Here is a 4,624-nt window from a genome sequence, read left to right as displayed (position 1 = left end):
GCGGAGGATCGGCCTCGTACCGGGCGTACTCGGCCGACTCCGACACCGGGGGCACCTCCCGTGGCCCCCTGGGGCCCACGGGGGAGAGGCGCCGTGCCAGGCGTCGCGGGCCAGACGGGACTTTCCGGACAGGCCCTAGGTCGTTCCGGCCTTCGGCGGCGCGTGTGGAGAATGGATCCATGCGCGCTGCCCGGCTGATCAAGATGGTGCTGCTCCTCCAGGCGCGGCCCTCCATGACCGGGGCCGAGCTGGCACAGGAGCTGGAGGTGTCCGAGCGCACCGTCACCCGCGACGCGCTGGCCCTCTCCGAGGCCGGGGTGCCCGTCTACGCGGACCGTGGGCGGTCCGGTGGCTACCGGCTCGTCGGCGGCTACCGCACGCGCCTCACGGGCCTGGCACGGGGCGAGGCGGAGGCGCTGTTCCTCTCGGGACTGCCCAACGCGCTGCGCGAGATGGGCCTGGAGGACGCGGGGTCCGCCGCCCGCCTCAAGGTCTCGGCGGCGTTGCTCCCCTCGCTCAAGGGGGCGTCGGACTCGGCGGCGCGGCGTTTCCACCTGGACGCGCCCGGCTGGTACCAGGAACCCCAGACGCCGGAGCTGCTGCCTGCCGTCGCCGAGGCCGTGTGGGACGACCGCACCGTCCTGGCCCGCTACCGGCGCCAGGACACCGAGGTGGAGCGGGAGTTGGCACCGTACGGACTCGTGCTCAAGGCGGGCGTCTGGTATCTGTGCGCCCGCGTCGACGCGACCTTCCGGGTCTACCGGATCGACCGCTTCACGGAGGTCACGCTCTCGCGGGAGCGCTTCGAACGGGACGACTCCTTCGACCTGCCCTCCTTCTGGGACGAGCGGGCGGCACAGTTCGCGCGGTCGATCCTCCGTATGGAGGTGGTGCTCCGGCTCTCCCCCGACGGTCTGCGCCGACTGCCGCATCTGGCCGACCGGGCCTCGGCCCAGGAAGCCGCCGAGGCGGCGGGCCCGCCGGACGAGGACGGCTGGACGACCCTCACGCTGCCGGTCGAGTCGGCCGACGTCGCGTTCGGCCAGCTCTTCGCCCTGGGGCCGGAGTTGGAGGTGCTGGAGCCGGCGGAGCTGCGCGCCCGCTTCGCCGACTCCGCCGACCGTACGGCGCGCCTCTACCGGTAGCCGTCCATCGGGACCTCCGTGCCCGGCGCCGCCGCCTCCGCCGCCATGTAAGCCCACACGTCAGGCCGGCTGCCGTCCACGTCCGTGACGCCGTACTCCTTCGCCAGCTGCCCACTGGAGAGCGACCGGCCCGCCCAGCGCGTCCGCTCCGGGTCGGCGACGAGCGCCGCGACTCCCCGGCCCAGATACACGGGCGTCTCGGAGAGCGCGAAATGCCGGTGGATCTTGATGCCGTCCCGCCAGTTCTCCTCGGTGATGCCGAACCCGTCGAGCATCTCCTCGGAGCGCAGGAAGCCGGGCGTCACCGCGACCGCCGTACCGCCCACGCCCTTCAGCTCCTCCGCCAGCAGATAGGCCATCCGGATCGGGGCGTTCTTGGCGAGGTCGTAGTAGAAGTTCTCGCGCGGCGTCCTGTTCGACTCGGCGGTGCCGTCGGTGACCTCGATCACCAGTCCCCCCGGGTGCCGTACGAGCAGCGGGAGCGCGACGCTGCTGGTGATCAGATGGGTCTTCACCCCGAGGTCGAGCATCCGCAGCCCGCGCTCCAGGTCCAGTTCCCACACGGGGGTGCCGAAGTCGAGGAACTGGTTCCCGCCCCACACGTCGTTGACCAGTACGTCCAGCCGGCCCCGCTCCCGGTCGATCCGCTCCACCAGCGCCCGTACTTGTTCGACCTCCAGATGGTCGGTCGGTACGGCGACGCCCTCGCCGCCCGCGCGGGTGACCAGTTCGGCGGTCTCCTCGATGGTCTCCGTGTGCCGCCCCACCTCGCTGGCCCGTTCACGCGTGGTGCGCCCCGTCACATACACCGTCGCGCCGGCGGCGCCCAGTTCCACGGCGATCGCCCGGCCGGCGCCCCGGGTGGCCCCGGCCACCAGTGCGATCTTCCCTGTCAGCGGCTTGTCACGGTTGTCGGTCATCAGGCGGTTCCCTCTCTGTCGGTCTCTCACCACGACCGTTCCACGGAAAGCAGACATCTTCTGTCCGGCATGAACCGCGCCGCGCGGATCTCCCCCACTCTCCGCGCTCCGCGTGCGCCGCCCCCCGCCAAGCACGATGCTGTACCCGTGACCGACGAGACGGAGTTCTGGGAGATCATCGACGCCACGCGCGAGGCCGCCGGCGGCGACCCGGACGAGCACGCCGACCTTCTCGTGGAGCGGCTGCTCCAACTGGACCCCGACTCGGTCCTGGACTTCGCCCGGCACTTCGAGACCCGCTACAACCGCGCGTACTTCTGGGATCTGTGGGCGGCGGCGGCGATTCTGCTCCGCGGCGCGAGCGACGACGCGTTCGACTACTTCCGCTGCTGGCTCATCGGCCAGGGCCGGGAGATCTTCGAGGGCGCGGTGCACGACCCGGACAGCCTGGCGGAGCTGATCGACGAGTTCGACGAGGAGATCGACGGCGACGGCGAGGAGCTGGGGTACGCGGCCGACGAGGCGTACGAGCAGCTCACCGGATCCGTCGCGCCCGATCTGGGGGTCGCCCCGCAGGCCCCGGAGCCCGAGGGCACACCGGTCGACTTCGAGGACTCACAGGCACTCGCGGACCGGCTTCCGCGCCTCTGGGAGCGGTTCGGCGTCGACTGACCCGCCCCGCCGTCACCTGTCCAGCGAACGCCCCATGAGCACGTCGTCGACATACCGCCGGTCCAGGAAGAACTCCCCGGGCAGCACACCCTCCACCGCGAAGCCCGCCGCCTCGTAGAGGGCGCGCGCCGGCTTGTTGTGCCCGAGCACCCGCAGCGTGATGCGCACCGCGCCCTCGGCGCGCGCCTTCTCCATGGCCGCCCGCAGCAGCCCCCGCGCCACTCCCCTGCCGCGCGCCCACTCGTGCACGGCGAGCCCCTGGATCTGCCTGACATGCGCGTTGCAGGCGAGCGGGGTGGGCGGCACCAGCCGCAGATATCCGGCGATCCGGCCGTCGGCCTCGGCGACCAGATAGTCCTCGGGCCGGTGCCGCGAGTCGAAGAACGGCTCGAACGGTGGCTCCTGCCTGGGCGTCACCGCGTGGAGGAACGACCAGGTGTCGTGGTCGAGGCAGCTCAGGGCGTCGTCGTCCGACGGCAGAGCGGCGCGTATGAGTGGTTCCGGCATGGCAGTAACTGTCCCACGGGGGCGACGGGCGGCAGGATGGTCCCATGAGGATCGCGATCACCGGCTCCAACGGGCTCATCGGCACGGCGCTCACGCGCTCCCTGCGAGCGGACGGGCACGAGGTGGTCCGTCTGGTCCGGCATCCCTCCCGGGCGGGCGACGAGGTCGAGTGGGACCCCGCCCGCCAGTACGTGGACGTGAGCGGGCTCTACGGCTGCGAGGCCGTCGTCCATCTCGCGGGCGCGGGGGTCGCGGACCACCGGTGGACCGACGCGTACAAGCGGGAGATCCGGGACAGCCGCGTCCTCGGTACGACGGCGATCGCCGAGGCCGTCGCCTCCCTCGACACCCCGCCCGAGGTCCTGGTGTGCGGATCGGCCATCGGCTTCTACGGCGACACGGGCGACCGCGCCGTGGACGAGTCGGCGCCGCCCGGCGAGGGTTTCCTGCCCTCCGTGTGCGTCGAGTGGGAGGACGCCGCGACGCCCGCGTCGGACGCGGGCGTACGGACGGTGTTCGCCCGCACGGGCCTGGTCGTGGCCCGCGAGGGCGGCGCGTGGGGCCGGCTGTTCCCCATCTTCCGCGCGGGGCTGGGCGGCCGGATCGGCGACGGGCGCCAGTACTGGAGCTTCATCTCCCTGCACGACCACGTGGCGGCGCTGCGGCACCTGATCGACACGGGGTCCCTGTCGGGCCCGGTGAACCTGACGGCCCCCGAACCGGTGACGAACCGAGAGGTCACAGCGGCGATGGGCCGCGTGCTGCACCGCCCGACGGTGTTCGCGGTGCCGTCCGCGGCGCTGAGGCTGGCGCTGGGCGAGTTCTCGGTGGACGTACTGAGCAGCCAGCGGGTGCGGCCGAAGAAGCTGCTGGAGTCGGGGTTCACGTTCGCGTTCCCAAAGATCGACGAATCGATTGCGTCAGCGCGGTAGGGGTGCGGGGGTGGGTTGGTTGACCGGTGCCGCCCGGTGGTCGGGTTCGTCCTCAAGCGCCGGACGGGCTGGTGTGGTTGCGGCCGGTGTCCGGGTGCCGCTCCGGGGTCATGGCCGGACGGCGTGACTTACGCCGCGTGCAAGGCTCGTTGGACCCGACGACCCAACTTGTCCACGCGGCACAAGTCAGCCTGAGTGTCCGACCACGCCCCCTGCGCGTCCCCCTCCCAACCCGCAGGGGGTGTCAGGGGACCCGCAACACGCTGCCCGGCAGGCCAGCCACCCGGCAAGACGGGTATCAAGGCCGTACGGTCCGGGCCCACCCCACCCACCCCGGAGCTTGAACAGTGCTGCGTGGCGGTGTGAGGGGGGCGGGGTCGCAGGAGGGGGGTGTTCGGACACTCAGGCTGACTTGTGTCGCGTGAACGACCCGGGTCGTCGGGTCCAA

Annotated in this window: 5 protein-coding genes; 3 read left to right on the top strand and 2 right to left on the bottom strand. The window is 72.1% G+C overall.

Annotated elements, in window-relative coordinates; all coding sequences use genetic code 11:
* Window positions 1-179: 179 nt before the first annotated feature.
* A complete protein-coding gene (locus ACFYNU_RS38235) occupies window positions 180-1,145 on the top strand; it encodes a WYL domain-containing protein (RefSeq protein WP_356597231.1) in 966 nt (321 codons plus the stop codon).
* Here the strand turns inward: ACFYNU_RS38235 and ACFYNU_RS38230 are convergent.
* On the bottom strand, window positions 1,136-2,065 hold the full coding sequence (locus tag ACFYNU_RS38230; protein WP_356597233.1) for an SDR family oxidoreductase: 930 nt from the start codon (window positions 2,063-2,065) through the stop codon (window positions 1,136-1,138). The two genes, ACFYNU_RS38235 and ACFYNU_RS38230, sit on opposite strands and share 10 nt — an antisense overlap.
* A 147-nt stretch (window positions 2,066-2,212) precedes the next feature.
* Between ACFYNU_RS38230 and ACFYNU_RS38225 the strand changes: the two genes are divergently transcribed.
* The gene (locus ACFYNU_RS38225; RefSeq protein ID WP_356597235.1) at window positions 2,213-2,737 is read left to right on the top strand and encodes a DUF4240 domain-containing protein; all 525 of its coding nucleotides are present in this window, start codon (window positions 2,213-2,215) and stop codon (window positions 2,735-2,737) included.
* A gap of 12 nt (window positions 2,738-2,749) precedes the next feature.
* On the opposite strand, the gene ACFYNU_RS38220 is transcribed toward ACFYNU_RS38225, so the two are convergent.
* The gene (locus ACFYNU_RS38220) at window positions 2,750-3,244 is read right to left on the bottom strand and encodes a GNAT family N-acetyltransferase (protein WP_356597236.1); all 495 of its coding nucleotides are present in this window, start codon (window positions 3,242-3,244) and stop codon (window positions 2,750-2,752) included.
* Window positions 3,245-3,288: 44 nt separating this feature from the next.
* Between ACFYNU_RS38220 and ACFYNU_RS38215 the strand changes: the two genes are divergently transcribed.
* Window positions 3,289-4,176 (top strand): TIGR01777 family oxidoreductase, encoded by an 888-nt coding sequence (locus tag ACFYNU_RS38215; protein WP_356597238.1) that lies wholly within the window; start codon window positions 3,289-3,291, stop codon window positions 4,174-4,176.
* Window positions 4,177-4,624: the final 448 nt, after the last annotated feature.

The sequence above is a fragment of the Streptomyces sp. NPDC006643 genome, from assembly GCF_042870175.1.
Taxonomy (GTDB): domain Bacteria; phylum Actinomycetota; class Actinomycetes; order Streptomycetales; family Streptomycetaceae; genus Streptomyces.
The sequence above is the reverse complement of the archived record's forward strand: the minus strand, read 5'-3'. Positions and strand labels throughout refer to the sequence as shown.

Excerpts from the sequence above, each read along its gene's own strand:
- ACFYNU_RS38235 (WP_356597231.1), top strand. The coding sequence starts at position 180 with ATGCGCGCTGCCCGGCTGATCAAGATGGTGCTGCTCCTCCAGGCGCGG.
- ACFYNU_RS38230 (WP_356597233.1), bottom strand. The coding sequence starts at position 2,065 with ATGACCGACAACCGTGACAAGCCGCTGACAGGGAAGATCGCACTGGTG.
- ACFYNU_RS38220 (WP_356597236.1), bottom strand. The coding sequence starts at position 3,244 with ATGCCGGAACCACTCATACGCGCCGCTCTGCCGTCGGACGACGACGCC.
- ACFYNU_RS38215 (WP_356597238.1), top strand. The coding sequence starts at position 3,289 with ATGAGGATCGCGATCACCGGCTCCAACGGGCTCATCGGCACGGCGCTC.